General features: G+C 68.9%; 22 protein-coding genes. 13 read left to right on the top strand and 9 right to left on the bottom strand.

The genetic code is table 11. From position 1 onward, the window contains the following. Window positions 1-26: 26 nt before the first annotated feature. The 3 genes from rsmB to def are packed head-to-tail and all read right to left on the bottom strand — an operon-like array spanning window position 27 to window position 2,772. The gene (gene rsmB / locus LYSCAS_RS05380) at window positions 27-1,322 is read right to left on the bottom strand and encodes a 16S rRNA (cytosine(967)-C(5))-methyltransferase RsmB (RefSeq protein ID WP_213436442.1); all 1,296 of its coding nucleotides are present in this window, start codon (window positions 1,320-1,322) and stop codon (window positions 27-29) included. After that, window positions 1,319-2,245: a methionyl-tRNA formyltransferase gene (gene fmt / locus LYSCAS_RS05375; protein ID WP_213436440.1), complete on the bottom strand. Its 927-nt coding sequence runs from the start codon at window positions 2,243-2,245 to the stop codon at window positions 1,319-1,321. Before fmt ends, rsmB begins: the two co-directional genes overlap by 4 nt. An 11-nt stretch (window positions 2,246-2,256) precedes the next feature. Continuing rightward, on the bottom strand, window positions 2,257-2,772 hold the full coding sequence (gene def / locus LYSCAS_RS05370) for a peptide deformylase (protein WP_213436438.1): 516 nt from the start codon (window positions 2,770-2,772) through the stop codon (window positions 2,257-2,259). Window positions 2,773-2,945: 173 nt separating this feature from the next. On the opposite strand from def, the gene LYSCAS_RS05365 reads away from it, so the two are divergent. The 8 genes from LYSCAS_RS05365 (at window position 2,946) to LYSCAS_RS05330 (ending at window position 10,717) form a co-directional block, all read left to right on the top strand. Beyond that, window positions 2,946-4,091, top strand: coding sequence for a LysM peptidoglycan-binding domain-containing protein (locus tag LYSCAS_RS05365; protein WP_213437604.1), 1,146 nt, complete (start codon window positions 2,946-2,948; stop codon window positions 4,089-4,091). Window positions 4,092-4,168: 77 nt separating this feature from the next. Then, complete coding sequence (gene dprA / locus LYSCAS_RS05360; RefSeq protein WP_213436436.1) at window positions 4,169-5,164, top strand: DNA-processing protein DprA; 996 nt, start codon at window positions 4,169-4,171, stop codon at window positions 5,162-5,164. Window positions 5,165-5,201: 37 nt separating this feature from the next. Then, the gene (locus tag LYSCAS_RS05355) at window positions 5,202-5,693 is read left to right on the top strand and encodes a DUF494 family protein (protein WP_213436434.1); all 492 of its coding nucleotides are present in this window, start codon (window positions 5,202-5,204) and stop codon (window positions 5,691-5,693) included. Between the two features lie 221 nt (window positions 5,694-5,914). Next, entirely contained in the window at window positions 5,915-8,407 is a 2,493-nt protein-coding gene (locus LYSCAS_RS05350; protein WP_213436432.1) for a DNA topoisomerase I, read from the top strand. 5 nt (window positions 8,408-8,412) lie between these two features. Continuing rightward, entirely contained in the window at window positions 8,413-8,979 is a 567-nt protein-coding gene (locus LYSCAS_RS05345) for a Sua5/YciO/YrdC/YwlC family protein (RefSeq protein WP_213436430.1), read from the top strand. Between the two features lie 51 nt (window positions 8,980-9,030). Then, a complete protein-coding gene (locus LYSCAS_RS05340; protein WP_213436428.1) occupies window positions 9,031-9,714 on the top strand; it encodes a DUF4124 domain-containing protein in 684 nt (227 codons plus the stop codon). A gap of 24 nt (window positions 9,715-9,738) precedes the next feature. Next, the gene (locus LYSCAS_RS05335) at window positions 9,739-10,368 is read left to right on the top strand and encodes a DUF4124 domain-containing protein (RefSeq protein WP_213436426.1); all 630 of its coding nucleotides are present in this window, start codon (window positions 9,739-9,741) and stop codon (window positions 10,366-10,368) included. Between the two features lie 124 nt (window positions 10,369-10,492). Next, complete coding sequence (locus tag LYSCAS_RS05330) at window positions 10,493-10,717, top strand: con-10 family general stress protein (protein ID WP_213436424.1); 225 nt, start codon at window positions 10,493-10,495, stop codon at window positions 10,715-10,717. A gap of 68 nt (window positions 10,718-10,785) precedes the next feature. Here the strand turns inward: LYSCAS_RS05330 and LYSCAS_RS05325 are convergent, their stop codons facing one another. Beyond that, window positions 10,786-12,558: a PQQ-dependent sugar dehydrogenase gene (locus LYSCAS_RS05325; RefSeq protein ID WP_213436422.1), complete on the bottom strand. Its 1,773-nt coding sequence runs from the start codon at window positions 12,556-12,558 to the stop codon at window positions 10,786-10,788. A 93-nt stretch (window positions 12,559-12,651) separates the two neighbouring features. Further along, entirely contained in the window at window positions 12,652-13,428 is a 777-nt protein-coding gene (locus LYSCAS_RS05320) for an SDR family oxidoreductase (protein ID WP_213436420.1), read from the bottom strand. A 64-nt stretch (window positions 13,429-13,492) separates the two neighbouring features. On the opposite strand from LYSCAS_RS05320, the gene LYSCAS_RS05315 reads away from it, so the two are divergent. Next, a complete protein-coding gene (locus LYSCAS_RS05315) occupies window positions 13,493-13,774 on the top strand; it encodes a hypothetical protein (protein ID WP_244858672.1) in 282 nt (93 codons plus the stop codon). Between the two features lie 31 nt (window positions 13,775-13,805). Here the strand turns inward: LYSCAS_RS05315 and sppA are convergent, their stop codons facing one another. Continuing rightward, window positions 13,806-15,704: a signal peptide peptidase SppA gene (gene sppA, locus LYSCAS_RS05310; protein WP_213436418.1), complete on the bottom strand. Its 1,899-nt coding sequence runs from the start codon at window positions 15,702-15,704 to the stop codon at window positions 13,806-13,808. 77 nt (window positions 15,705-15,781) lie between these two features. Then, entirely contained in the window at window positions 15,782-17,176 is a 1,395-nt protein-coding gene (locus LYSCAS_RS05305; RefSeq protein WP_213436416.1) for an MATE family efflux transporter, read from the bottom strand. Between the two features lie 91 nt (window positions 17,177-17,267). Here LYSCAS_RS05305 and LYSCAS_RS05300 point away from each other — a divergent pair, with 91 nt between their 5' ends. Together LYSCAS_RS05300 and LYSCAS_RS05295 are read left to right on the top strand one after the other, a co-directional pair. Beyond that, complete coding sequence (locus tag LYSCAS_RS05300; RefSeq protein ID WP_213436414.1) at window positions 17,268-18,437, top strand: DUF3667 domain-containing protein; 1,170 nt, start codon at window positions 17,268-17,270, stop codon at window positions 18,435-18,437. 2 nt (window positions 18,438-18,439) lie between these two features. Next, window positions 18,440-18,748: a DUF4286 family protein gene (locus LYSCAS_RS05295; RefSeq protein ID WP_213436412.1), complete on the top strand. Its 309-nt coding sequence runs from the start codon at window positions 18,440-18,442 to the stop codon at window positions 18,746-18,748. A 1-nt stretch (window position 18,749) separates the two neighbouring features. On the opposite strand, the gene LYSCAS_RS05290 is transcribed toward LYSCAS_RS05295, so the two are convergent. Beyond that, entirely contained in the window at window positions 18,750-20,372 is a 1,623-nt protein-coding gene (locus LYSCAS_RS05290; RefSeq protein ID WP_213436411.1) for a DUF3106 domain-containing protein, read from the bottom strand. Between the two features lie 461 nt (window positions 20,373-20,833). Between LYSCAS_RS05290 and LYSCAS_RS05285 the strand changes: the two genes are divergently transcribed. Together LYSCAS_RS05285 and LYSCAS_RS05280 are read left to right on the top strand one after the other, a co-directional pair. Further along, window positions 20,834-23,014 carry a primosomal protein N' gene (locus LYSCAS_RS05285; RefSeq protein ID WP_213436409.1) on the top strand — a complete coding sequence of 727 codons (2,181 nt, stop codon included), beginning with the start codon at window positions 20,834-20,836 and terminating at the stop codon, window positions 23,012-23,014. A gap of 60 nt (window positions 23,015-23,074) precedes the next feature. Further along, a complete protein-coding gene (locus LYSCAS_RS05280; RefSeq protein WP_213436407.1) occupies window positions 23,075-24,337 on the top strand; it encodes an NAD(P)/FAD-dependent oxidoreductase in 1,263 nt (420 codons plus the stop codon). 57 nt (window positions 24,338-24,394) lie between these two features. Here the strand turns inward: LYSCAS_RS05280 and rpoH are convergent, their stop codons facing one another. After that, complete coding sequence (gene rpoH / locus LYSCAS_RS05275; RefSeq protein ID WP_213436405.1) at window positions 24,395-25,273, bottom strand: RNA polymerase sigma factor RpoH; 879 nt, start codon at window positions 25,271-25,273, stop codon at window positions 24,395-24,397. Window positions 25,274-25,370: the final 97 nt, after the last annotated feature.

Below are 25,370 nucleotides of genomic sequence, written 5' to 3'. Positions count from 1 at the left end.
TTACCGGAAGCCGGTGCGGTCGAGCGTCAGGCCTTGCGCAACCTTGCGTAGAAAAAGCCGTCCATGCCGTCGTCGCCGGGGAAGCGCTGGCGGCCGGGGCCATCGAGGCGACCGAAGGCGTCGGGCAACGCATCCACCTGCGCGCCCGGCGTGCGGGCGAGGAAGGCCTCGACCTGCACGGCGTTCTCCGCGCGCAGGATCGAACACGTGGCATAGAGCAGCACGCCGCCGGGGGCGAGCATCGTCCAGCACGCATCGAACAACCCGGCCTGCGTGGCGCACAGGGCGTCGAGGTCGGACTCGCGGCGATGGAGGAGGACATCGGGCTGGCGGCGCACCACGCCGGTCGCCGAGCACGGTGCATCGAGCAGGACCGCATCGAAGGGCACGCCGTCCCACCACGCATCGGGCGTGGCGGCATCGGCCGCGCGCAACGTGGCGCGGCCCGCGAGGCCGAGGCGCGCGAGCGTGTCGCCGACGCGGCGCAGGCGCCGGGCATCGATGTCGAGCGCGAGCAGGCGCAGCGTCGGATCGCGTTCCAGCAAATGCGCGGCCTTGCCGCCCGGGGCGGCGCACGCGTCGAGCACGTGCGCGCCGGCGGCGGGCGACAACGCTTCGGCCACGGCCTGCGCGCTGCCGTCCTGCACGGAGACATCGCCCGCGTCGAAGCCGGGCAACTCGTGCACGGGCAGCGGCACGGGCAGCACGATCGCTTCGGCGAGCGCGGGCGCGGCGTGGGCTTCGATGCCCTGCGCGGTGAGCAACGCGAGATACGCATCGCGCGAGGTGCGTGCGCGATTGACGCGCAACCACATCGGCGCCGGCGTGCTGCCTGCGGCGAAGATGCGCTCGGCCTCGTCGGCCCAGTCGTGGCGCACGCGTTCGCGCAACCACTTCGGCCACGCGGCGTCGGCGGCGACCGGCGGGAAACCATCGCGCACGGCGCGCCGCAGCAACGCGTTCACCATGCCGGCCTGGTGCGCACGGCCGAGCACGCGCGCGGCTTCCACCGTGGCATCGACGGCCGCATGCGGCGGCAATTGCATGTCGATCTGCGCGAAGCCTGCATAGAGCAGCGCGCGCAAGGGTGCATCGCGTCGCCCGAGCGGGCGCGGCGTCCACGCATCGAGCGCGGCTTCGAACCGCGCGCGCTGGCGCAACGCGGTGAACGCGATCGCTTCGAGCAGCGCGCGGTCGCGCGAATCGGGAATGCCGGGCAGCACCTGCCCGAGTTCGGCCTTCAGCGAACGCCCGTGGTGCAGCACTTCGTCGAGCGAACGTGCGACCAGGACGCGCAACGCGACGCCGGGTGCGGCGTTCATGCGGTTTGCAGGTCGCGGCGGGCGTTGAGGTAATCGGCGGCGGTGATGGCCTTGCCGCCCGCGCGCTGCAGCACGCGCACGCGCAACGCGCCGGTGCCGCAGGCGATGTCGATGCCTTCGCGGCCGGTGCGCACGATGGTGCCCGGCGCGGCGTCGACGTCGCGGCCGATCGCGATCGCACCATGGATGCGCACGCGTTCGCCGGCGATGTCGCCTTCGGCGATCGGCCACGGATCGAACGCGCGCACCTTGCGGGCGAGGGCGATCGCGGGCTGCGCCCAGTCGAGCAGCGCTTCGGCCTTTTCGAGCTTGCGCGCGTACGTCGCTCCTTCGGCAGGCTGCGGGCGCGCGACCGGGCGCATGCCGGCGCGCAGCAGACCCAGTCCGTCCGCGAGCGTCTGCGCCCCGAGCGCGGCCAGGCGATCGTGCAGCTGGCCGGCGGTTTCGTCCGCGCCGATGGCCATGCGTTGTTCGAGTAGCACCGGGCCGGTGTCCAGGCCCTTTTCCATCTGCATCAGGCACGCGCCGGTTTCGGTGTCGCCGGCTTCGATCGCGCGCTGGATCGGCGCGGCGCCGCGCCAGCGCGGCAGCAGCGACGCGTGCACGTTCCAGCAGCCCAGGCGCGGGATGTCGAGGATCGATTGCGGGAGCAGCAGGCCGTAGGCGACGACGACGAGCAGGTCCGGTTGCAGCGCGCGCAAGGCATCGCGCGAGATCTGCGTCTTCAAGGTTTCCGGTTGCAGCACCGGCAGGCCGCGCTTGAGCGCTTCGAGCTTGACGGGCGAGGGCGTCAGCGCGCGGCCGCGCCCGGCGGGGCGATCGGGCTGCGTGTAGACGGCGACGACTTCATTGCGCTGCGCGGCGGCGCGCAACGACGGCACGGCGAATTCCGGCGTGCCGGCGAAGACGATGCGGAGCGACATCGGGCCGGGCGTCAGGCCGCGGCCTGGCGCTTCGCCTTCGCGAGCTTCTTGCGCACCATCTCGCGCTTGAGCGGCGAGAGGTAATCGACGAACAGCTTGCCTTCGAGGTGGTCCATCTCGTGCTGGATGCACACCGCGAGCAGGCCGTCGACGTGCATCTCGAAGGACTTGCCGTGGCGGTCCAGTGCGCGCACCGTGATCTCGTTGGCCCGCGTGACGTCCGCGAAGATGTTCGGGACGGACAGGCAGCCTTCCTGGTACACCTGCTCGCCGGCGCGCTCGAGGATCTCCGGGTTCACGAACACCAGCGGCCGGTTCTTTTCCTCCGACACGTCTATGACCATGAAGCGCTGGTGCACGTCGACCTGGCTGGCGGCCAGCCCGATGCCCGGTGCCTCGTACATGGTCTCGAACATGTCGTCGACCAGGCGCTGGAACGCGGGATCGGCCAGTTGCGCGGGTTCGAGCGTGGCGGCCTTGGTGCGCAGGCGCGGGTCGGGGAATTCGAGGATGGGGAGCAGGGCCATGGCGGGGATGTTCGAGGGCGACACGAAATGGGGGCGCCGGTCACAGGCGCAACAAAGGGGGCGTTCGACGGTCGCGATTGTAACGCCGTGCGCTTGCAAAGGCCCGCATCTTGTGGGCTATAGTGCCCCGGCTTTTAGGGGAAAAACTCAAGGGGAGCGGATACATGGCCGCCATGCTTAAACGGCTTAGTACGGTTTGTGCGGTCGCCTGCCTGACCGTTGCCACATACGCGGCCGCCGTGGAAATGCGCGGCGACCATCCGGACACCTACGTCGTCAAGAAGGGTGACACGCTGTGGGACATCTCGGGCCGCTTCCTCAAGCGCCCGTGGCTGTGGCCGGAAATCTGGCAGGCCAACCCGCAGATCCAGAACCCGCACCTGATCTATCCAGGCGACGTGATCTCGCTGGCCTACCTCGACCGCGTCGCGGTCCAGCAGGGTCCGCGCACGGAGGCCCCGGTCACCGGCGTCCCGCTGTCGGAAGTCGAGCCGTTCCTGAAGAACCTCTCGGTGGTCGACCAGTTCGACCAGCTGCCGTACGTGGTCGGCCTGGAAGACGATCGCCTGCGCGGCACGCAGGGCCAGGTCGCCTACGTGAAGGGCCTGGAGGGCGCGCAGCCCGGCCAGCGCTACGCCGTGGTGCGCCCGACCACCAAGTACACGCGCCTGGACCGCCAGGCCTGCTGCGACATCTTCTTCAATGAAGACCTCGACTTCAGCGGCCGCCAGACGGTGGACTCGGTCAACTTCTGGACCGCGGCCGTCGTCGGCGACAACGGCAGCGAAGTGCTGGGCTACGAGCTGATGCAGCAGAACGTCGGCACGGTCACGCGCGGCGAAGTGGGTGGCATCGAAGCCACCACGCTCGTGCTGGACGTGGAAGGCCGCGAAGTGCGCACCGGCGATCGCCTGGTGCCGGTGCAGATGCAGCCCTACGACCTGCAGTTCTTCCCGCACGCGCCGAAGCAACAGTTCGAGTATGGCCGCGCGCGCATCCTCGCCGTGGCGGACGCGTTGCACTACAGCGGCCCGCACGACGTGGTGGCCCTGTCGGTCGGCGCGCGCGACGGCGTCGACAACGGCACGGTGTTCTCGATCTGGCGCGTCGGCAGCGAAGTCACCGATCGCGTGAAGTTCGGCATGAACCGCGACGACGACCTGTTCTCGAAGGCCGACAAGATCCGCCTGCCCGACGAATACGCCGGCCACGTCATGGTGTTCCGCACCTTCGACAAGGTCAGCTACGGCCTGGTGATGGAAAGCATCAAGCCCTCGCGCGTCGGGTACGAACTGAAGCATCCGGACGCGCCCTACTGATCGTGTAGGGTTCTCCCGACAGCACAACGCGACGGCGCCCGAGGGCGCCGTCGTCGTTTGCGGCGCACGCTGCTGCGATGAACGCCGACGACGCGCTGCTCGCCCTGGCCCTCGACGGGGCATCCGAAAAAATCCGGCACCGCACGCACGCGTGGCTCGCACGCGACGGCCATGCGCTGCTGGGAATCCACCATCCCGACTACCCACCGCTGCTCAAGCGCAGCCCGTCGCCGCCGCAGTGGCTGTTCGTCGACGGGGACGCCAGCACGTTGTGGCATCCGGGCATCGCCATCGTCGGCACGCGCCTGCCCACGCCCGACGGGCGCGACAACGCGCGCGAGTTCGCGGCGTCGTTCGTGCAGGGCGGGCTGTGCGTCACCAGCGGGATGGCGGCGGGCATCGATTCGGCCGCGCACATCGGCGCGCTGGATGCGAAGGGCCCCACCGTCGCGGTGCTGGGCACCGGCATCGACATCGCCTTCCCGCCGGGCAACCGCCGGCTGATGGAACGCATCTCGCAGGAAGGCGTGGTGGTCAGCGAATACCCCCCGGGCACGCAAGGGCAAACGTTCACCTTTCCGCATCGCAACCGCATCGTCGCCGGGCTGTCCCTCGGTACGCTGGTGATCGAAGCGGCCTACCGTTCCGGCGCGCTCATCACCGCGCGCCTGGCCGCCGACGCCGGCCGCGAGGTGTTCGCCACCCCCGGCTCGATCCGCAACCCCATGGCCCGCGGCTGCCATCGCCTGCTGCGCGAAGGCGTCACGCTGGTGGAAACCCCGCAGGAAGTCCTGGACGCACTGGCCCCGGTCGCGACCGCCTTCGCCGACGACTTGCGCGCGCGCCTGGACGTCCCCACTTCGTCACGCATCGCGTTGCAACATTCCTTGCCCGACATGGATGTCGATACCCAGCGCTTGTGGGATGCGATCGGCCATGACCCAACCCCTATGGAAACCCTTGTCATGCGAACTGGATTGACGGCTGCGAAAGTTGCCTCCATCCTGCTGTCCATGGAGCTTGGAGGGCGTGTGGTTTCCCAGCACGGCCGCGTTACCCGCAAGTCATCCTGAACCTCCACAGCGCCCGTCGTGGCGCAGGCCGAGGGAAATGAAAGAGAGCATCCTGGACGTCCTGCTTTACCTGTTCGAGCACTACTTCACCAACGACACCGTCCCACCGGTCGGCGACCGCGACACTCTCCAGAACACCCCGCTGTTCTCCGAACTCACCGACGCCGGCTTCAGCCCGGCCGAGATCACCAAAGCCTTCGACTGGCTCGACGCCCTGGCCGAACAACGGCCGCAGACCACGGCGCCGCGCACCAACGGCCCGACCCGCGTCTTCCATGGCCCCGAACTCGAGAAGCTCGATGTCGAGAGCCGCGGGTTCCTGTTGTTCCTCGAACAGCACGGCGTCCTGGACGCCGACCAGCGCGAGCTGGTGCTGGACCGCGCGATCGCCCTGGACCAGGACGAGCTGGAGATGGACGACCTGAAATGGGTGGTCCTGATGGTCCTGTTCAACCAGCCGGGGTCCGAAGCGGCCTATGCGTGGATGGAAACGCAGATGTTCCTGGACGAGCCCGAGCCCGTGCACTGAACCCTGAATACGTGCGCCAGCGCACCCGGCGGGTGCCGGACCCGTCGGGATTCGGTCCCGGCGGGGGCAGGCGAGGGTTGACAGCGCCGCCAGCGGCGTGACACCACTAAAAAAAGGAATCCATACCAACGCCCGTGGCCCCCCGGCCCCGGGCGTTGCCTTCTCTGCCGGCCTTCGACGTTGGTCCTTCCAGCATCAGGTCCCCCCACCGCGCAGGCTCCATGGCCAAGAATCTCCTCATCGTCGAGTCGCCCGCCAAGGCCAAGACGATCAACAAGTACCTCGGCAAGGACTTCACCGTCCTGGCCTCCTATGGCCACGTGCGCGACCTGGTCCCGAAGGAAGGCGCGGTCGATCCCGAGAACGGGTTCGCCATGCGCTACGACCTCATCGAGAAGAACGAAAAGCACGTCGATGCGATCGCCAAGGCCGCCAAGGGCGCCGACGCGCTGTTCCTCGCGACCGACCCGGATCGCGAGGGCGAGGCCATCAGCTGGCACATCGCGGAGATCCTGCGCGAACGCGGCCTGCTGAAGGACAAGACGCTGCAGCGCGTGGTCTTCACCGAGATCACGCCGCGCGCCATCAAGGAAGCGATGACGCAGCCGCGCCAGATCGCCACGGACCTGGTCGATGCGCAGCAGGCGCGCCGCGCGCTGGATTACCTCGTCGGCTTCAACCTCTCGCCCGTGTTGTGGCGCAAGGTGCAGCGCGGCCTGTCCGCGGGCCGCGTGCAGTCGCCGGCGCTGCGCATGATCGTGGAGCGCGAGGAAGAGATCGAAGCGTTCATCGCGCGCGAGTACTGGAGCATCGAAGCCGAGCTCGCGCACGCCTCGCAGGCCTTCACCGCGAAGCTGACGAAACTCGACGGCAAGAAGTTCGAACAGTTCACCGTCACCGACGGCGACACCGCCGAAGCCGCGCGCGAACGCATCCTCAAGGCCGCCAGCGGCGCGCTGCATGTCACCGACGTGGCGAGCAAGGAGCGCAAGCGCCGTCCCGCGCCGCCGTTCACCACCTCCACGCTGCAGCAGGAAGCCGCGCGCAAGCTCGGGTTCACCACCAAGCGCACGATGCAGGTCGCGCAGAAGCTCTATGAAGGCGTGGCCATCGGCGACGAAGGCACCGTCGGCCTCATCAGCTACATGCGTACCGACTCGGTGCACCTGTCGGTGGACGCGCTGGGCGAACTGCGCGACGTGATCGCGCGCGACTTCGGCACGCGTGCGTTGCCGGACAAGCCCAATTTCTACCAGACCAAGTCGAAGAACGCGCAGGAAGCGCACGAAGCCGTGCGTCCCACCTCCGCGCTGCGCACGCCCTCGCAGGTGTCGCGCTACCTCACCGACGACGAGCGCCGCCTGTACGAACTGGTGTGGAAGCGCACCGTCGCCTCGCAGATGGTGCCGGCGATCCTCAACACCGTCAGCGTCGACCTGGCCGCCGGCAGCGAACACAGCTTCCGCGCCAGCGGCACGACCGTGATCGATCCGGGCTTCCTCGCCGTGTACGAGGAAGGCAAGGACACCAAGACCAGCGACGACGAAGACGAAGGCCGCAAGCTGCCGGCGATGAAGCCCGGCGAGCGCGTGCCGCTCGATCGCGTTCACGCCGACCAGCATTTCACCCAGCCGCCGCCGCGCTTCACCGAAGCCGCGCTGGTGAAGGCGCTCGAGGAATACGGCATCGGCCGTCCGTCCACGTACGCCTCGATCATCCAGACGCTGCTGTTCCGCAAGTACGTCGAGATGGAAAGCCGCAGCTTCCGTCCGAGCGACGTCGGCCGCGCGGTGTCCAACTTCCTCAGCAGCCACTTCACCCGCTACGTCGATTACGACTTCACCGCCAAGCTCGAAGACGAGCTGGATGCGGTGTCGCGCGGCGAGGAAAACTGGGTGCCGCTGATGGAGAAGTTCTGGGGCCCGTTCAAGGAACTGGTGGACGACAAGACCGAGAGCGTCGATCGCTCCGAGGCCACCGGCGCCCGCGAACTCGGCACCGATCCGAAATCCGGCAAGCCGGTCAGCGTGCGCCTCGGCCGTTACGGGCCGTACGCGCAGATCGGCACGGCGGACGACGAAGACAAGCCGACGTTCGCGTCGCTCCGTCCCGGCCAGAGCATGCACACGATCTCGCTCGAGGATTCGCTGGAGCTGTTCAAGCTGCCGCGCAAGCTCGGGCAGGACAAGGAAGAAGAGGTGAGCGTCGGCATCGGCCGCTTCGGCGCGTTCGCCAAGCGCGGCGCGGTGTATGCCTCGCTCAAGAAGGAAGACGATCCGTACACGATCGACCTGGCGCGCGCGGTGTTCCTGATCGAAGAGAAGGAAGAGATCGCGCGCAACCGCGTCATCAAGGCCTTCGACGGCAGCGACATCCAGGTGCTCAACGGGCGCTACGGTCCGTACATCAGCGACGGCCGCCTCAACGGGCGCATCCCGAAGGATCGCGAGCCGAGCTCGTTGACGCTCGACGAAGTGATCAAGCTGATGGAAGAAACCGGCAAGCCGATGCGCGGGCGTTTCGGGAAGAAGGTCGCCAAGAAGGCGCCGGCGAAGAAGGCCGCGGTCGCGAAGGCGCCGGCGGCGAAGAAGGCGCCTGCGAAGAAGGCCGCCAAGAAAGCCACGAAGAAGATCGCGAAGAAGTCGGCGAAGAAGGCGACCAAGAAGGTCGCGAAGAAAGCGGTCGCGAAGCAGGCCGCCGCCAACCCGGTCTGAGCGCGATGGCATCGCGCCTCACGCCATCCGCCGCCGCCGCGTTGTTGCGCGACGGCGGCGTCGTCGCCTATCCCACCGAAGCGGTGTGGGGCCTGGGTTGCGATCCGTTCGACGAAGCCGCGGTGACGCGATTGCTCGCGATCAAGCGTCGCCCGGTGGACAAGGGCGTGATCCTCATCGCCGCGTCGCTCGCGCAATTCGACGGCCTGCTCGACTGGGACGCGTTGCCACGCGATCGCGCCGAGGCCGTGCGCGCGCAATGGCCCGGCCCGCGCACCTGGACCGTGCCGGCCACCGCGCGCGTGCCGGCGTGGATCACGGGCGTGCATGCGAGTGTCGCGGTGCGCGTGACCGACCATCCCGGCGTCATCGCGTTGTGCGAGGCCTTCGGCGGACCGCTCGTCTCGACCAGCGCCAACCTCGCCGGCGAACCGCCCGCGTTCTCCCTCGACGCGTTGTCCGCGCAGGTCCTGGCCCTGGTGGACGGCTTGCTGGAAGGCGACACCGGCGGCCTGCGCGCGCCCACCGCCATCCGTGACGCCCTGACCGGCGACGAACTGCGCGCCGGCTGAGCCACGCGCCACCCCCTGTTGCACGGCCATCGGCAGGCGCAAGATGCGCGCATGCAGTCGACCCCCCGCCTCGTCGCCGCCCTGGTCCTCGCAGGCCTTGCGAGCGCCGTCCCCGTGCGCGCCTTCGCCGCCGACGTGACGATCTACCGCTGCATCGACGCCAAGGGCCACGTCACCCTGCGCGATTCGCCATGCGCGGCGGGCGAGAAACAGGAAACACGCACGATGGCCCGCCCGGTCGACGCCGCACCGCGCGCACCGCAAGCGCGCCCCGCACCCGTGGAAGCGCCCGCGCCCCGCGAACGCACCACCGTCATCTACCAGCCGCGCCCGTTGTACGAATGCATCACGCCGGACAACGTGCGTTACACCAGCGAAACCGACGAGGGCAATCCGCGCTGGGTGCCGCTGTGGACGCTCGGCTATCCCGTCTATGCGATTCCCGGCCACCATTCCGGTGCGGGGTTCGCGTTGAGCAACGGCAACATGTCGATCTCCGGCGGATCGCATTCCGTGTCCGGCCCGTACATCTCGCCCGCGGCCTACGGCGCCGGCACGTACGTGCAGGACACCTGCTACGCGTTGCCGCAGGCCGACGTGTGCGACCGCATCCGAGACCGCCGCGAGGAAATCCGTACCCGCTTCTTCAACGCGATGCCCAGCGAACGCGATGTGCTGCGCGTCGAAGAACGCAGCCTCAACGCGCGCATCGAGCAGGACTGCAGCGCGCACTGACCGCGCTTGCGCTAGGCTCCGCGCATGCCCCGCCTCCCCCTGTTCATCGTTGCTTCGTGCCTCGCGCTGTGCAGCGTCACCGCGCGCGCCACCACCATCTATCGCTGCACCGACGCCAAGGGCGCGGTCACGATGCAGAACGACGTGCCCTGCGGCCCGGGCATGAAGCAGGAAATCCGCAAGATCGGCGAGGTGCCCACCGCCGCGCCGCCGCCAAAACGCGCCGCTGCAGAGCCGCCGAAGAGCCTCCCGCCGCCGGGCGCGCAGTTCGAACTGGTGCGCGGCCCCGTCAGCGAACAATTGCCGGAACCCACCGTCCCCGTCGCAGAACGCAAGCCCCCGCCGCCCCTGTTCGAATGCAAGACGTGGGAATCGGAGGTCTACCTCAGCGACACCGCCGAACCTGAAGCGCGTTGCGCGCCCCTGAACACGACGGGCCTGGACGGCAATCCCTCCTTCGGCGCGGGCGCCGCGTGCGAAGTCAAGCGCGATACGTGCACCGCGATCGAAGGAGACGCCCTGTGCGCCGCGTGGTCGCGTCGCGTGGATGAAGCGCGCTTCCGCATGACCTACGCGGCACCGTCGGAGAAGACCGCACGCAAGGCCGAATATGACAAGCGCCTCGCCGATTACGTGGACAGCAGTTGTCGCTGAACGCGTTGCGCGAAGTTTGATGAATTGCGCCGCGTTACTTTTTCTTGACCTCGTCCAAGCATTTGCCTAACCGACGGTTCCCTATGGTCGCCATTCCCTCCACCAACCCCCGAGGTGAAGACGCATGGCGAACCAGACTCCCGGCACCACCACCAACAACAACATCAGCCGCACGAGCAATCGCGGATTCGCGAGCATGGATCCGGAAACGCAGCGCAAGATCGCGCAGAAGGGCGGCGAAGCGGTGAGCCGAGATCGTGAACACATGTCGGCGATCGGCCGCAAGGGTGGCGAAGCCTCCGGCGGCGGCAACCGCAAACTCACTCCCGAAGAACCCCAGAACCCCTGAGCGGCAGGCCAGGTTGGTTCAAAGGAAACGCCCGCATCGCGGGCGTTTTCATGTGCGCATCCCGCTATTCAGTCACGTGGCTGCGCTTGCGCGCGCATTGCTTCGTAATGCTTCCGCACGCAGGCGAAGCCTTCGCCGCCGAGGATCATGGTCTGTCCCGCCCAGCGCACGGTGCGCCCGTTCCAGGCTTCCACGCAGAAATGGCGCGCCGGTGCCTGCGCCGCGGTGCGTGGCGTGCGTGACGCGCGCGCGCTTTGCAAGGGCGAGGTCACGGGCGGTGCGGCTTCGAGGACGAAGATGTCGCCGTCGAGGTCGACGAAGTACACGTTCCCCGCCTGGTCCGTGCCGAACGAGGCGATGTTGTTGAAGGCGCCCACGTCCGGCGCGAAGTCCGTGTTGCGCACGGTGAATGCGTCGCTCGGCAGCGTCGTGCCGGGGATCAGGGAATCGACCGGCACCGACCACACGTTCGGCCGGATGAAGTCCGCGAAGATGTATTGCCCGCGCAATGAATCCACCGGCCCGCGATACACCACGCCGCCGATCACCGTCGACCCTTCGCGCGTGCCGGTGCCGTGCGAATACCGCGCGACCGGTGGCACGAGCCCGGCGGACGCGCTGCCCTTGAACGGTTGCGTGCCTTCCAGCAACGACCAGCCGAAATTCGCGCCGCCATCGGTGGGCCGCATCAGGTCCACTTCCTCGATCGCATCTTCGCCGACGTCGCCGATGAACAGATTCCCGGTCTGCGCATCGAAGCTGTTGCGGAACGGATTGCGCAAGCCGTACGCCCAGATTTCCGGCGCGCCGCCCACGCCCGCGAACGGATTGCCCGCCGGGATGCCGTAGTTGCGCGTGGGATCGCCCGGGAACTGGTCCACCGACACATCCACGCGCAGGATCTTGCCGAGCCAGGTATTGCGGTCCTGCCCGTTGTTGTCGGGATCGCCGGAGCCGCCACCGTCGCCGATTGCGATGTACAGCATCCCGTCGGGCCCGAAGCCGAGCCAGCCGCCGTTGTGGTTGGAGCGCGGGTGCGGCTGGCGCAGCACAAGTTGCATCGAGGTCGGGTCCGCGATGTCGCGATCCGCCGCGGTCGTGCGATAGCGCCGCACTTCGATGGTGCCGACCGGATCGGTCACGAACACGTAGAACACGCCCGTCGTCGCGAAGTCCGGCGCGGTCGCGAAGCCCAGCAGGCCGCGTTCGCCGTTGGTGGAGAGCTGCCCGCGCAGGTCGAGGAAATCCACCGCATCGAACGTGCCGTTGGACGGCTGCAGGATGCGGATGCGCCCCGCGAGCTCGCCGACGAACACGCGGCCCGAGTTGTCGGGCACCGGCGCGAGCAACACCGGCGAGGCCATGCCCGTCACCACGCGGCGCACGCGGAAGGCCACGCTCTCGCGATCGGTGACGCTGATCGACACGGTGAGCGTGGTCGTCGAGATCCCATCGCTCGCGCCGATCGTCACGACGTACACATTGTTGCCATCGCTGTCGGTGGGCGCTTCGAAATTGGGCGGCGTGATGAACGACAGCGCGCCTGCGGCCGTCAGGTTGAACAACGCCGCGTCCGCGCCGCCCACCTTCGAGAACGTCACCGGGTTGCCGTCCATGTCGCTCGCGGTCGCGGTGTAGATCGTGCCCGCCGAGTCTTCGAGCACGGCGACCGCGGCCGCGGAGGTGAACACCGGGGGCTGGTTACCCACGCTCACCATCAGCCCGCTGCTGGTCGCGCTGCCACTGCCGGGACAACCGGCGAGCATCGTCACCAGGCACGCGAGCGCCGCGGCCTGGAGGAGGTTCGCGATGCGGGGAAACCGATCGGACAACCGCAGCATGGCGTCACTCCGCGCGGGGGCCCGGCGATCGTGCGACGCGCACCGGCAGCGGCGGGTGAAACCGCGCGACCGTTCGTCAGGTCGGGCCGCGGCTCAGAAGCCGTAGCGCAGGAAACCCCCGTCCACCGCGATGCATTCGCCGGTGACGTAACTCGACGCGGGCAGGCACAGGAACGCGACCGCGCCCGCGACTTCCTCCGGTTCGCCGATGCGCCCGATGGGCGTGCGCAGCAGCACTTCGTCCAGGTAATCCGGATCGGAGAGCTTGGTTTGCGTGCGGCGCGTGCGGATGTACCAGGGCGCGACCGCGTTGACGCGCACGCCGTCCTCGGCCCATTCCACCGCGAGGTTGCGCGTCATCTGGTGCATCGCCGCCTTGGCCATGCCGTAGGGCGCGCCGCTGCGCACGTGCGTGCTGCCCGATACGCTGCCGACATTCACGATGGCGGACGCGGCGTGCTTCGTCAGCAGCGGGTGCGCGTAGCGCGAGAGTTCGAAGGCGGAGAACAGGTTGATCTCGAAGATCTGCCGCCATTCCTCTTCGGTGTATTCCACTGCCGCGCGCGTGAGGTTGCCGCCGGCGTTGTTGACCAGGATGTGCAGGCCTTCGCCGAAGTCTTCGACCCAGTCGAGCAATTCGCGGCGTTGCTCGTCCTCGGCCACGTCGGCGACGAAGCCTTGCACGTCGCGTTCCGGGAAATCCTCGGCCAGTTCCATGCGGGCCGATTCCAGCGCGGTGGCGTCGCGCGCGGCGAGCAGCACGTCGGCGCCGAAGCCGAGCAGTTCGCGCGCGATGGCGCGGCCGATGCCCGCGCTGCCGCCCGTCACCAGGGCCAGCTGTCCGTCCAGCCGCCAGCGCTTGGGATCCATGCGTGTTGCCCCGCGATTCCGAGTCCGGCGTAGCATAGCCGCGCCCGCCCACCGGATGCCTGCAATGAAGCGACCTGCTGTCCCGATGTTCGCCGCGCTTTGCCTGGTACTGGCCTGCACCGCGTGCTCCAAGCCCGCGCCGCCGGACAAGGACCGCCCGCCGGAACCCACCGCGCAGGCCGAACGTCCCTACGGCAACCCGCACGCGTTGCGCGATTCGATCCAGGCGCCGATCAACAAGGCGAAGTCGGCCGAAGCCGTGACGCTGGAAGCGGCGAAGCAACAGCAGGCCTCGATCGACGCGCAGATGGCGGGCGAGGATCCGGCGGCGGCGACGACGCAGTAAGCGTCGTCGCGTTGCGATCAGCGTTGCCGGCTCAGAGGCGGCAGAAGCAGTACGCCAGCGCCTTCACCGGCGCGCCGGGGCGACGCTGCATCGCGGCGTCCAGCAGTTTCAGGTCCGCATCCACGTTCGGCAGGCTGCGCGCGACCATCGTGCGCGCCACGCCCTGCGCGAACGAAGACTCGCGCAACCACGCCGCACCGGCGCGGCTTTCGACCATGCTGGCGAAGAAGCGCTCGAACGGCGTGACTTCGCGTTCGATGTAGCGCACGCGGTACGCATCGGGCTTGCCGAGCTTCGCGCGCTTGGCGGCATCGTCGATCGCGGTCTGCAAGCCACCGAAATCATCGACGAGCCCGCGTTCCTTCGCCTGCGCGCCGGTCCACACGCGACCGCGCGCGATGGCGTCGATCTCCTCGACGCTCTGCTTGCGCGCCTGCGCGACGCGGCCGGTGAAATCGCGATAGCCCTTGTCGATGACCGACTGGATGACGTCGCCGACGGCCGGGTCCAGCGGACGCGTGATGTCGAAGGCGCCCGCGAAACGCGTGGTGCCGACGCCATCGGTATGCACGCCGATCTTGTCGAGCGCGCGCGGCAGCGTGGGGATGAGGCCGAAGATGCCGATGGAGCCGGTGATCGTCGAGGGATCGGCGTAGATGCGATCGGCGTTCATCGAGATCCAGTAGCCGCCCGACGCGGCCAGGTCGCCCATCGAGACGACGACGGGCTTGCCGGCTTCCTTGAGCGCGACGATTTCGCGACGGATCTGCTCGGACGCGAACACTTCGCCGCCGGGCGAATCCACGCGCAGCACGAGCGCCTTGACGTTCTCGTCGTCGCGCGCTTCGCGTAGCAACGCCGCGGTGGACACGCCACCGATGCTGCCCGGCGGTTGTTCGCCGCCGCTGATTTCGCCCGCGGCCACGACCACGGCCACCTGCGGACGCGGATCGGTGGACGGCAGGCCCGGATCGATGTGGCGCAGGTACGTGTCGAGCGACACCTGGCGGAATCCGCCTTCGGCATCCGCGTCGGCGACGCCGCGTTGGATCAGCAGGTCGTCGACGTCTTCCTGCGTCTTCAACCCGTCGACGAGCTTCTGCTGCAACGCGTAGCGCGCCAGGTCGCCGCGCGCGGCGGCGATGCCTTCGGGCATCGTGTCGATGCCGGCGGCGAGGTCCTTCGGCGACAGCTTGCGCGCCTTGGCGACGTCGGACAGATACCGCTGCCACACGTCGTTCATCCAGAACAGGTCGGCTTCCTTCGCCTGCGGCGAGGCGGCATCGAGCACGTAGGGTTCGGCCGCCGACTTGAATTCGCCGACCTTGAACAGGTGCACGTCGACGCCGAGTTTTTCCTGCAGGCCTTCGCGGTAGTACTGGCGATAGCGATCGAGGCCTTCGAGCACCAGGCCGCCCATCGGATCCAGGTACACCTCGTCGGCCTGCGCGGCGAGCAAATACTGCTCCTGCACGAAGCTCTCGCCGAACGCGACGACGGGCTTGCCCGACGCGCGCAGGCGCGCGAGCGCCGCGGCGACTTCGCGCATCGACGCATAGCCGGACGGCTGCAGGCGATCCACGCGCAGGAACACGCGTTCGATGCGCTTGTCGGTGCGGGCCGCATCGAGCGCGCGCAGCAGGTCGCGCAGCTGGATTTCCTCGTCGCGGTCGTCGCCCAGCGCATGCGCGAGCGCGCGGCTGGCGGTGTCGCTGCTGAACTGCTCGACCAGGCGGCCTTCCGGCGCGATGACGAGCGTGGTGCGCGACTCGAGCGGGCGCAGCCCGCCGCCGGAGAACAACAACACGATCAGCAGGAACGCCAGGCTGAAGAAGACGATGTTGAAGACGAGGCGGCGGGTGAAGTTCATCGCATCCCACAGCCACACGAACAGGCTGGCGATGGGACCGCGGCGACGCACTTCGTTCATGGCAAGGCTCCGGGGCGGGCGCGTGCGCCCGTGGGACAACGTTGGACCGCCAGCCTAACGGGTGGCGTGTGTGCGATTCATGCGCCGTCGGTCATGGCGACGGGGGATGGCGTCCCTGCTTCCATGGGGATGCGGCGCGAACTGCGCAAGAAGCGGGCCGACAGGAGGAGGGCCGCGACGGACAGGCCCACGATCAGGCCGATCCACATGCCCTGCGGTCCCCAGCCCAGGCCCAGCCCGAGCCCGGCGCCCAGCGGCATGCCGACGCCCCAGTACGCGAACGCGGCGAGCAGCATCGGGCGCTGCGTGTCGCGCAGGCCGCGCAGCGCGCCGGCCGACAACACCTGCACGCCGTCGGGGAACTGGAACGCCGCTGCATACAACAACAGGTTGGCCGCGAGCATCGCCACCGCCGTGTCGCGCGTGTAGAGCCCCGCGAGCGCGTGGTTGCCCGACAGCAGCAACACGCCCGACAGCGCCTGCGTCGCGAACATCAGCGCATACCCCGCGAACGCCGCGCGCCGCACGCCCTCGCGATCGCCGCGGCCCATTGCATGCCCGACGCGCACGGTGGTGGCTTCGGCCAGGCCGAACGGGATCATGAAACACAGGCTCGCCACGTTGATCGCGATCTGGTGCGCGGCCACCGGCACGCCGCCGAGGCGACCGATGAGCAACGCGGTCGCGATGAACAAGCCGCCTTCCATCAGCACCGTCACGCCGATCGGCAGGCCCGTGCGCAACAGCGTGCGCAGCGTGTCCCATCGCGGCGGATCGAATTGCGCGAACAGGTGCAGCGGTGCGAAACGCTTCGAACGCAGCAGGTACAGCGCGAACGCGATTGCCTGGCACCACATCATCACGGCCGAGGCGATGCCGAGCCCGCCCGCGCCGAGTTCCGGCAATCCGCCCACGCCCCAGGTCAGCGCGTAGCCCAGCGGCACGAGCACGACGAGGCCGCCGAAGCCGAGCACCATCGTCGGCAGCGTCCAGTGCAGGCCGTCGCTGAGGTAGCGCATGCACAGGTACAGCGTCAGCGCGGGCACGCCCCAGCGGATGCCGTGCAGGAAGGCGATGGCCCCGGGGCGGATGTCCGGGGCGATGCCCATCGGCGCGAGCGCATGGGTCACGACCGTGAGGAACAGCGCCAATACGAGGCCCAGCGCCGCCGCCAGCCACAACGCCTGGCGGAACAGCGGGGCGATCTCGTCGCGGCGTCCGGCGCCGTCCAGCTGCGACACGGAGGGCGGCAACGCCATCAGCGTGCCCATCGGCACCATCATCGGCAGCCAGAACAACGCGGTGCCCACGGCCACCGCCGCCAGCGTGTCGGTCCCGTGGTGGCCCGCGATCACGCTGTCCACGAACCCGATCAGGCCGGTCGACAGGTGCCCGAGCACCAGCGGCGCGGCAAGCGTCGCGCTGGTGCGCAGTTCACGCGCAAAGCGCGGCGGCGGGGGTGGGGAAGCCATGCGGAAGAGCTTGATCCGGAAGGGGCAGGCGCGATCGAGGTGGCGCCGGGTCGCGCTGCGTCGCTATCTTACCGGCCAGCAAGGGGACCCAATGAGCGACACCACCATCACCGCCACGCCCGACGAAGGCATGCGACCGGAACCGCAGCAGGCCGCGTGCCAGAACTGCGGCACCCCGTTGCTGGGCGAGCACTGCTACCGGTGCGGCCAGCCGGTGAAGGGCCTGGTGCGCCATTTCAGCAGCATCATCGGGGACTTCCTGGACAGCGTGCTCAACATCGACGCGCGCGTCTTCCGCACGCTGTGGCCGCTGTTCTCCAAGCCCGGGTACCTGAGCCACGAGTATTTCGAAGGCCGCCGCGTCCGCTATGTCAGCCCGGTGCGGCTGTTCGTGTTCCTCAGCATCGTCACGTTCTTCGTCGCGCAGTTCACGCTCGACTTCAGCGGCGTGAAGATGGACGGCGACGGCAACAACGACGCCATCGCCTCGGCGAAGACGGTGCAGGAGGTCGTCCGCAACCGCGACGCCACGCTGGCCGAGCTGCAGAAAGCCCATCGCGACACCGGCGACGTGCCGGGCGTATCCGTGGGCCTGGATGCCGCCGCCACCGCCATCCGCGCCAAGGCCGACCGCCGCATCGCGGAACTCAAGGCCGTCAAGCCGGGCGATGCCGCCAGGAACAAGGCGCCCGAGCAGGACAACGATGAGGATTTGTCCTTCAACGGCAAGCCGTGGGACGCCAGGACCAACCCCATCAAGGTCCCCTGGTTCCCGGACTTCGCCAACCGCAAGCTCAACGAGATGGCCGGGCACGCGAAGGAAAACGTCCATCGCATGCAGCGCGACCCCAACCTGCTGAAGGACGCGGTCCTCAGCGTGGTGCCGTCCACGCTGTTCGTGCTGATGCCGATCTTCGCGCTGATGCTGAAGATCGTGTACGCATTCAGGCGGCGGCTCTACATGGAGCACCTGATCGTGGCGCTGCACAGCCACGCCTTCCTGTGCCTGTCGCTCCTGCTGGTATTCCTGCTGATGGCGCTGGAAGATGCGCTCGCGCCGGCCCTGCACGGAGTCTTCAAGTTCCTCCAGGTCCTGTTGTGGGTCTGGATGCCGGTGTACCTGCTGCTCATGCAGAAGCGTGTCTATGGTCAAGGCTGGGCCATGACCGTGCTGAAATACTGCCTGCTCGGTTTTTGCTACTTCATTCTGTTGTCTTTCGGTGCCGCCTTCACGATGTTGGCGGGCCTGGTCTGGATGTGAACATGGTCGTGTACGAAGTCAACCTGGAATTCGACGTGGCGATCGCCGCCGCGTATCGCGCGTGGCTGGAAGAGCACATCACCGAAATGCTGGCGCTGCCCGGGTTCGTGTCGGCGCAGGTGCACGAGGTGGTGGATCCGCTCCCCACCGCGGGTCGCCAGGGCTTGTGCGTGCGTTACCAGGTCGCCGACCTCGGTGCGCTGGAAACCTACCAGCGCGAACATGCGCCGCGCCTGCGCGCTGACGGCCTGCAGCGCTTCGGCGACGAAGGCGTGCGCACGCGCCGCCGCGTGTTGCGGGACGCCAGCTGATCTATTGATCGAGCCGCGCGTGCAGCCACGCCGCGCGGTTGTCGTCGGACGTGGATAGCAGCGTCCGCACCAGGTCTTCGCGCCCCTGCGGGGGAACGCGTTGCGCGAGCACCGCCAGGTCCGCGCGTTCGCCCGCGGTCATGCGTCGCAGCGCGCGCAGCATCGGCGCGTGCTGCGCTTCGGGCAATTGCGCCAGCAACGGTTGCAGGCGCGGATAGTCGGCGCCGATCGCGGGGCCAAGCAGCCAGCCGCGTTGCGCGATCGCATCCTGCAATTCGAATTGCGCCTGCAGGCGCGACTGGTCCATCGGCGACAGTGCATGGAAGTGCGCTGCGGCCGCCACGATCGCGTCGACGGCCACCGCGTCCAGGCGCTGCCACGCCGCGTAATCCTCGCGCAGGCGTGCGCGTTCGGAAGGATCACGCTGGTGCCATTGCGCGGCGCGTTGCACGAAGGCAGCGCGATGCGCGGCGGTCCACGCAAACCAGGCCTGGGCCTGGCGGCGCAGGTCGGGCTGCAATGCGGCGGGGAGGCGCGCGATCGCGGTTTCCGCGGTCGGCGGCAATGGCGTGCCGGCCGCGACCTGCAAGGGATCGGCGCGTTGCATCGACGGCGGCAACGGATTCGTCGGTTCGGCCAGCACGGCCGCCGGCACGATCGCGGTCGCGGCGGGGGCCACCGACGCATCGGAGGCCGGCGCGACGGCGAGTTGCGCGGCATGCCACGCGAACAACGGGAAGGATTCGGCCTGGCGCAGGCCTTCGGGATCGGCGAGGAGCTGGAAATCGCGATCGGTCCACGCGGCGAAGTCGGCGTCGTAACGCGCGACGGGATCGTCGGCGGGCGGCAGGTCGCGGACGCGCGCGCGTTCGGAATCGCGGCCGCGGACCTGGTCGATCCACTGCGGGCGCAACGTGAACACGCCGATGCCGACCCCGACGACGCTCGCGAGGGCGACGGCGAGGAGCGAGGCGATGACGATGCGCTTGCGTCCGCGTCGCGGCGGTTCCGTCGCGAACGTCGGCGCAGGCGTTGCCGCGATCGCGACGGGCGTGCGCAACGGCATGGCGGCAGGCTGCGTGCTGGCCAACGGCGCTGCGACGACCACGGGCGCGGCCTCCTGCGCCGCTTCGCGCACCGGGCGCTCGCCGGACAACCGCGCGCGCACCTCGCCCACCCAGCGTTGCCAGGCGTCGCGATCGGGCGTGTCGTCGTCGCGGTAGGGGATCGCGCGCTGCAGCGCGGCGCGGTAGGTGTCTTCGGAGACGCCGAGGGCGGCCGCGGCGGGCGCCATGTCCAGCACGGCTACCAGGCGGAGCAGCAGGGCCGCGCGCGGGCCGTTGCCCAGCGTCGCCAGCGATTCCCAGGGCGCGGGCCACGTCCCGGACGGCGAGGACCGTCGCATCGCCGGGGCCGCGAGCAGCAATCCCCAGTAGCGCGCGGGCCAGTCGGCCATCGCCTGCGCCGGCGCGACCTGCGTGAAGACGTGCGAGGTGGCCGCCACGGTCGACTCGGCGAGCGTCGGATCGCCGCACTGGAGTTCGGCGAAGAGGGTGGCGCGGCGTTCGATGCCTCGCACGAAAGCGGCGGTTGCGCCGCCCTGGAGGCTGCTGTCGGAGGTCATGCGGCAAACGTGATCATCGTCGCGATCATAGACGTGGAAGGCGTTCGAAAAACCTCTTGACCGAATGCGTTTCTCCTGCTCCGCCAAGCGCCGCAAGGCTTCCGCCGAAAATCGGTTGTGCACAGCGACAACATCTCCGTCACATGGCGTGCCACGAACGGGGGACGAGCCGGTGTTGCAAGTTTGTTTCACGCCCAAGTGATTGATTCGACAGCGTTGTTGGCTGATGGCACTTTTTTCACCAACGCGGAGCTAACACGTGTTTTTACCCTTGCGGGCAGCGCTGGAATCGCGCAATGCACAGATTTATCCACAGATCGTGTGGATAAGGCCGAAACCCGTTTCATTCCGGTGACTTGCGTTACTTTCGTCACGAAACCGGCAGCTTGTGCGCGCAAACCTTCACCACGCCGAATGCGGGCTCCGCAAAGCTCGTCGCCACGGTCGCTAGACTGCCGCGGATGTCCTCCGATCGCGCCGTTCTCCGTGTTGCCTTGCCCGTGCCGCTGGCGCGGTTGTTCGACTATCGCGCGCCGGGTGGCGCGCACGCCGAACACGCGGCCGTCGGCGGGCGCGTGCGCGTCCCGTTCGGATCGCGCGAACTCATCGGCGTGGTAGCGGAGGTGGGCGACGGCGATCCGTCGGCGCGCGAGACGCGCGAGGCGCTCGACCTCCTGGACGTCGCACCGCTGCTGCACGGCGAACTGCTCGGTTCGCTGCAATGGCTGAGCCGGTACGTGCACGCCCCGCTGGGCGAAGTGCTGGCGACGGCGCTACCCGCCGACCTGCGCCAGGGCCAGCCGCTGCCGGATACGCACATCGCCGGCTGGCGCGCGATGGCGGGTGCGCTCGAACGCGTGACGCGCGACGGTGCGCCGCGCCGGTTGCTCGCGTTGCTCGCGCAGGGCGCGTTGTCGGAAGACGCGCTCGATGACCTGCAGCCGGGCTGGCGCACGGCGGCGCGCGGATTGGCCAAGCGCGGGCTCGTCGAGGAACTCCGGATCGACGCGACCGCCGCGCCGGTCGCCACGCAACCCGCACCTGTCCTCAACGACGAACAACGCGCGGCGGCCGAGGCGATCGCCGGCATCGACGGCTTCGGCGCCGTGCTGCTCGATGGCGTGACCGGCAGCGGCAAGACCGAGGTCTACCTGCACGCGATCGCGCAATGCCTGGCGCGCGGACGGCAGGCGCTGGTGCTGGTGCCGGAAATCGGCCTTGCGCCGCAGACGCTCGCGCGCTTCCGCGCGCGCCTCGGCGTGCCGGTGCACGCGCTGCATTCGGGCTTGAACGACACCGAGCGCGCGCGCGTGTGGACGGCGGCGTGGCGCGGCGAAGCGCGCGTCATCGTCGGCACGCGTTCGGCGATCTTCACCCCGTTGCCGCACGCGGGCCTGATCGTCGTCGACGAAGAACACGACGGCAGCTACAAGCAACAGGATGGCATCCGTTACCACGCGCGGGACTTCGCGCTCGTGCGCGGCAAGGCGCTGGGCGTGCCGGTGGTGCTGGGCAGCGCGACGCCGTCGCTGGAGTCCTTGCAGAACGCGCACGCGGGCCGCTACGCGCACCTGCGCCTGATGCAACGCGCGGGCAACGCGAAGCCGCCGAGCGTGCGCGTCCTCGACATCCGCAAGCGCCAGCTCGACGCTGGGTTGTCGAACGAATTGATCGCGAAACTCGAAGCGACGCTGCAAGCCGGCGGCCAGGCGCTCGTGTTCAAGAACCGCCGCGGCTACGCACCGGTGCTGCTCTGCCACGACTGCGGCTGGAGCGCGCAATGCAAGCGTTGCGAAGCGCCGATGACGGTGCATGCGGCGGGCCGTCGCCTGCAATGCCATCACTGTGGCGCGCGGCAACCGGCGCCGCAGGCGTGCCCGGATTGCGGCGGGCTGGCGTTGCAGCCGCAAGGCGTGGGCACCGAGCGCCTGGAAGAGCGACTGATCGAACGCTTCCCGGATTTCAACGTGTTGCGTGTCGATCGCGGCAGCACGCGGCGTCGCGATGCGCTGGAAACGCTGCTCGGCGAGCTGGGTGCGCAACCCGGCGTGCTCGTCGGCACGCAGATGCTCGCGAAAGGACACGACCTGCCGAACCTCACGCTCGTCGCGGTGGTCGGCATCGACGAGGGTTTGTTTTCAGCCGATTTCCGCGCGGGCGAAAAACTCGCGCAACTGTTGATCCAGGTCGCGGGGCGCGCGGGGCGCGCCGAACGCCCGGGCGAGGTGTGGTTGCAGACGCACCATCCCGAACATCCGTTGCTGCAGACGCTGATCAACGGCGGCTACCACGCATTCGCCGATGCGGAGCTCGCGTTGCGCGAAGCCGCCGGCTTCCCGCCGTTCGCGCACCTCGCGCTGGTGCGCGCCGAAGCGAAGGACGCGGCGTCGCCGCTGGCGTTCCTCGAAGTGGCGAAGGCGGCCTTCCGCGAATGCGGTGTCGCAGGCCTTGAAGTGCACGGCCCGTTGCCTGCGCCGATGCCGCGCCGCGCGGGCTTCCAGCGATCGCAGTTGCTGGTGTCGAGCCCGCAACGCCGCGCGCTGCAGGCGGCGCTCGACATGGCGATGCCCGTGCTGCGCGACGCACCCGAAGCACGCCGCCTGCGCTGGTCGCTCGACGTGGATCCGGTCGACCTCTACTGACGCCGCAGCGCGCATGCGCGAGAATGCGCACGTTCGCAACGACCCGGGATGGAGCGCGCGATGCCAGGCAACACACCGCACGTCGTGGTCGTCGGCGGGGGATTCGCCGGCTTGTGGGCCACGCGCGCGCTCGCGTCGGCGGATGTCCGCATCACGTTGCTCGATCGCGGCAACCATCATCTCTTCCAGCCGCTGCTGTACCAGGTCGCCACCGCGGGCCTGTCGGCGCCCGACATCGCCGCGCCGCTGCGCCACATCCTGCGCAGGCAAGGCAATGCCACGGTGTTGATGGCCGAAGCGGCCGCGATCGACAAGGACGCGCGCCGCGTGCAACTGGCCAGCGGCGACGCGATCGACTACGACGCGCTGATCGTCTGCACCGGCGCCACGCACGCGTATTTCGGCAACGATGCGTGGGCGCCGTTCGCGCCGGGGTTGAAGACGCTCGACGATGCGCTCGCGATCCGCCGGCGCATCCTCACGGCATTCGAGCGCGCGGAAGCCGAGCGCGACCCGGCCGCACGCGCGGCGTGGCTGACGTTCTGCGTGGTGGGCGGCGGTCCGACCGGTGTGGAACTCGCCGGCACGCTGGCCGAAATCGCGCGCCACACCTTGCGCAAGGAATTCCGCAACATCGATCCGGGCGACTCGCGCGTGTTGCTGCTCGAAGCGGGTCCGCGCGTGCTGTCGACGTTCCCCGATGCGCTCGCGGCGAAGGCCCGTGCTTCGCTCGCACGCCTGGGCGTCGACGTGCGCACCGGCACGCCGGTCTCGCGCATCGATGCCGACGGCGTGTCGCTGGGCGAGGAACACATCGCCGCGCGCACGGTGCTGTGGGCCGCGGGCGTCGCGGCCTCACCGCTCGCGCGCACGCTCGACGTGCCGCTGGATCGCGCCGGCCGCGTGGCGGTGCAACCCGATCTCACGTTGCCCGGGCATCCGGAAGTCTTCGTCGCCGGCGACCTCGCCACGTTGCAGCGCGCCGACGGCAGGCCCGTCCCCGGCGTCGCGCCCGCGGCGAAGCAGATGGGGGCGTACATCGCGCAGGTGTTGCGCGCGCGCTTTGCAGGACGCAGCGCGCCGGCGCCGTTCCGCTACCGCGATTACGGCAACCTCGCGACGATCGGGCGTCGCGCCGCGGTCGTCGACCTGCACGGCTTCCGCTTCTCGGGCTTCCCGGCGTGGACGTTCTGGCTGCTCGCGCACGTGTTCTTCCTGATCGGCTTCCGCAACCGCGTCGTCGTGATGCTCGACTGGGCGATGGCGTACTGGACCTACCAGCGCAACGCGCGGATCGTGCTCGGGAAGGATCCAACGAAGTAAGCGCACACGAAAAGGCCCGGACATGCCGGGCCTTTCGTTGGATCCAGGGCTGCCGTGTTAGGCGGCGAACAACGCCCGCATCTTCTTGAGCGCGTTGGCTTCGACCTGGCGGATGCGTTCGGCGCTGACGCCGTATTCGTCCGCCAGTTCCTGCAACGTGACCTTGCTGTCCGGATCGAGCCAGCGGCGCTTGATGATGTCGCGCGAGCGGGCGTCGAGGCGGCCGAGGCCGGCGCGCAGCAGTTCGAGCTCGTTGTCTTCGCTGTCGGCGCGCTCGTAGGCCTGCGACGGATCTTCGTCGTTGGCCATCAGGTACGCGACCGGCGCGGGCGGGCCGAGGTCTTCGTCCTGGTCGGCGGGCGCATCGAAGCCGATGTCGCGACCCGACAGGCGCGATTCCATTTCCAGCACTTCGCGCTCGGACACGTTGAGGTCCTGCGCGACCGCGCGCACCTCTTCGGCGTTCATCCAGCCCAGGCGCGTCTTGCTCTTGCGCAGGTTGAAGAACAGCTTGCGCTGCGCCTTGGTGGTGGCGACCTTCACGATGCGCCAGTTCTTGAGGATGAACTCGTGCATCTCGGCGCGGATCCAGTGCACGGCGAAACTCACCAGGCGCACGCCGACGGTGGGATCGAAACGCTTCACCGCCTTCATCAGGCCGATGTTGCCTTCCTGGATCAGGTCGCCGATCTGCAGGCCATAGCCGTTGTAGCCACGGGCCACGTGCACGACGAAGCGCAGGTGCGAGAGCACCAGGTGCTTGGCGGCATCGAGGTCGTCGCTGTCGCGGAACGCGCGGGCGAGCGATTGTTCTTCTTCCGCCGTGAGCACCGGGATCTGGTGCACCGCACCGATGTACGCATCCAGCGAACCGAGCGCGCTCGGGATCGGGAGGTTGTTGGCGATGAGGGGGAGGGGGGAACGGATTTCGGACATGGGCGCGATTCTAGCGATGGCCATCTGTGACATGTAAGACCCCCAAAAAGTTCTGAGCGTTGCATTCATGCAACAGTCGGGGTTTGCGCACCACGCG

Source organism: Noviluteimonas caseinilytica (genome assembly GCF_018406605.1).
In the GTDB taxonomy this organism is placed as follows: domain Bacteria; phylum Pseudomonadota; class Gammaproteobacteria; order Xanthomonadales; family Xanthomonadaceae; genus Noviluteimonas; species Noviluteimonas caseinilytica.
Note: the sequence above shows the minus strand (reverse complement) of the source record. Positions and strands in the feature narration are given on the sequence as shown.

What these genes read in the sequence shown, in the direction of transcription:
- rsmB (WP_213436442.1), bottom strand. Translation starts at nt 1,322, where the DNA reads ATGAACGCCGCACCCGGCGTCGCGTTGCGCGTCCTGGTCGCACGTTCG.
- fmt (WP_213436440.1), bottom strand. Translation starts at nt 2,245, where the DNA reads ATGTCGCTCCGCATCGTCTTCGCCGGCACGCCGGAATTCGCCGTGCCG.
- def (WP_213436438.1), bottom strand. Translation starts at nt 2,772, where the DNA reads ATGGCCCTGCTCCCCATCCTCGAATTCCCCGACCCGCGCCTGCGCACC.
- LYSCAS_RS05365 (WP_213437604.1), top strand. Translation starts at nt 2,946, where the DNA reads ATGCTTAAACGGCTTAGTACGGTTTGTGCGGTCGCCTGCCTGACCGTT.
- dprA (WP_213436436.1), top strand. Translation starts at nt 4,169, where the DNA reads ATGAACGCCGACGACGCGCTGCTCGCCCTGGCCCTCGACGGGGCATCC.
- LYSCAS_RS05355 (WP_213436434.1), top strand. Translation starts at nt 5,202, where the DNA reads ATGAAAGAGAGCATCCTGGACGTCCTGCTTTACCTGTTCGAGCACTAC.
- LYSCAS_RS05350 (WP_213436432.1), top strand. Translation starts at nt 5,915, where the DNA reads ATGGCCAAGAATCTCCTCATCGTCGAGTCGCCCGCCAAGGCCAAGACG.
- LYSCAS_RS05345 (WP_213436430.1), top strand. Translation starts at nt 8,413, where the DNA reads ATGGCATCGCGCCTCACGCCATCCGCCGCCGCCGCGTTGTTGCGCGAC.
- LYSCAS_RS05340 (WP_213436428.1), top strand. Translation starts at nt 9,031, where the DNA reads ATGCAGTCGACCCCCCGCCTCGTCGCCGCCCTGGTCCTCGCAGGCCTT.
- LYSCAS_RS05335 (WP_213436426.1), top strand. Translation starts at nt 9,739, where the DNA reads ATGCCCCGCCTCCCCCTGTTCATCGTTGCTTCGTGCCTCGCGCTGTGC.
- LYSCAS_RS05330 (WP_213436424.1), top strand. Translation starts at nt 10,493, where the DNA reads ATGGCGAACCAGACTCCCGGCACCACCACCAACAACAACATCAGCCGC.
- LYSCAS_RS05325 (WP_213436422.1), bottom strand. Translation starts at nt 12,558, where the DNA reads ATGCTGCGGTTGTCCGATCGGTTTCCCCGCATCGCGAACCTCCTCCAG.
- LYSCAS_RS05320 (WP_213436420.1), bottom strand. Translation starts at nt 13,428, where the DNA reads ATGGATCCCAAGCGCTGGCGGCTGGACGGACAGCTGGCCCTGGTGACG.
- LYSCAS_RS05315 (WP_244858672.1), top strand. Translation starts at nt 13,493, where the DNA reads ATGAAGCGACCTGCTGTCCCGATGTTCGCCGCGCTTTGCCTGGTACTG.
- sppA (WP_213436418.1), bottom strand. Translation starts at nt 15,704, where the DNA reads ATGAACGAAGTGCGTCGCCGCGGTCCCATCGCCAGCCTGTTCGTGTGG.
- LYSCAS_RS05305 (WP_213436416.1), bottom strand. Translation starts at nt 17,176, where the DNA reads ATGGCTTCCCCACCCCCGCCGCCGCGCTTTGCGCGTGAACTGCGCACC.
- LYSCAS_RS05300 (WP_213436414.1), top strand. Translation starts at nt 17,268, where the DNA reads ATGAGCGACACCACCATCACCGCCACGCCCGACGAAGGCATGCGACCG.
- LYSCAS_RS05295 (WP_213436412.1), top strand. Translation starts at nt 18,440, where the DNA reads ATGGTCGTGTACGAAGTCAACCTGGAATTCGACGTGGCGATCGCCGCC.
- LYSCAS_RS05290 (WP_213436411.1), bottom strand. Translation starts at nt 20,372, where the DNA reads ATGACCTCCGACAGCAGCCTCCAGGGCGGCGCAACCGCCGCTTTCGTG.
- LYSCAS_RS05285 (WP_213436409.1), top strand. Translation starts at nt 20,834, where the DNA reads ATGTCCTCCGATCGCGCCGTTCTCCGTGTTGCCTTGCCCGTGCCGCTG.
- LYSCAS_RS05280 (WP_213436407.1), top strand. Translation starts at nt 23,075, where the DNA reads ATGCCAGGCAACACACCGCACGTCGTGGTCGTCGGCGGGGGATTCGCC.
- rpoH (WP_213436405.1), bottom strand. Translation starts at nt 25,273, where the DNA reads ATGTCCGAAATCCGTTCCCCCCTCCCCCTCATCGCCAACAACCTCCCG.